Origin of the sequence: Xanthomonas pisi DSM 18956 (assembly GCF_001010415.1) — a bacterium.
GTDB lineage: Bacteria > Pseudomonadota > Gammaproteobacteria > Xanthomonadales > Xanthomonadaceae > Xanthomonas > Xanthomonas pisi.
Window position 1 is genome coordinate 1 of the sequence record NZ_JPLE01000317.1, and the last position, 371, is coordinate 371.

The 371-nt window shown below is 39.4% G+C and carries 1 protein-coding gene; it reads right to left on the minus strand.

Annotated features, from left to right (window positions below; genetic code table 11):
- Positions 1-371, minus strand: a 371-nt coding sequence (locus Y887_RS19905) for a baseplate hub subunit and tail lysozyme (RefSeq protein ID WP_046965681.1), incomplete at both ends; no start/stop codon positions are given.

The following is a 371-nucleotide window of genomic DNA, read 5'->3' on the forward strand; positions in this document are numbered from 1 at the left end:
AGGTGTCCAATACCTACTGTAGGACACCCTAGATGGTCCCAATCCACTTTATCACGAAGTCCTTCGTCACGACGTAACATTTCTGTTATTGTAAAATTAGGGTCATCATCTTCTGGAATATTTGCCAAATCTGTATCATCTGGGTTTATACCATAATCCAAGTTGTTGTCTTGAATTACGTTAGAATTCGAATAATAACCAGCTTCACCACCTTGGTTTAATACGTTCGTATCATTACCTAAACGTCGTGGATACTGACCTGTCGGGTCGGAAAAACCTTCGAGTCTATTAGGCTTTTCACGTACTATTCCGCCATATGTACCAAGTACAATACCGTTTGTTTTCCATTTGTCTAAGAAATGACCATATAC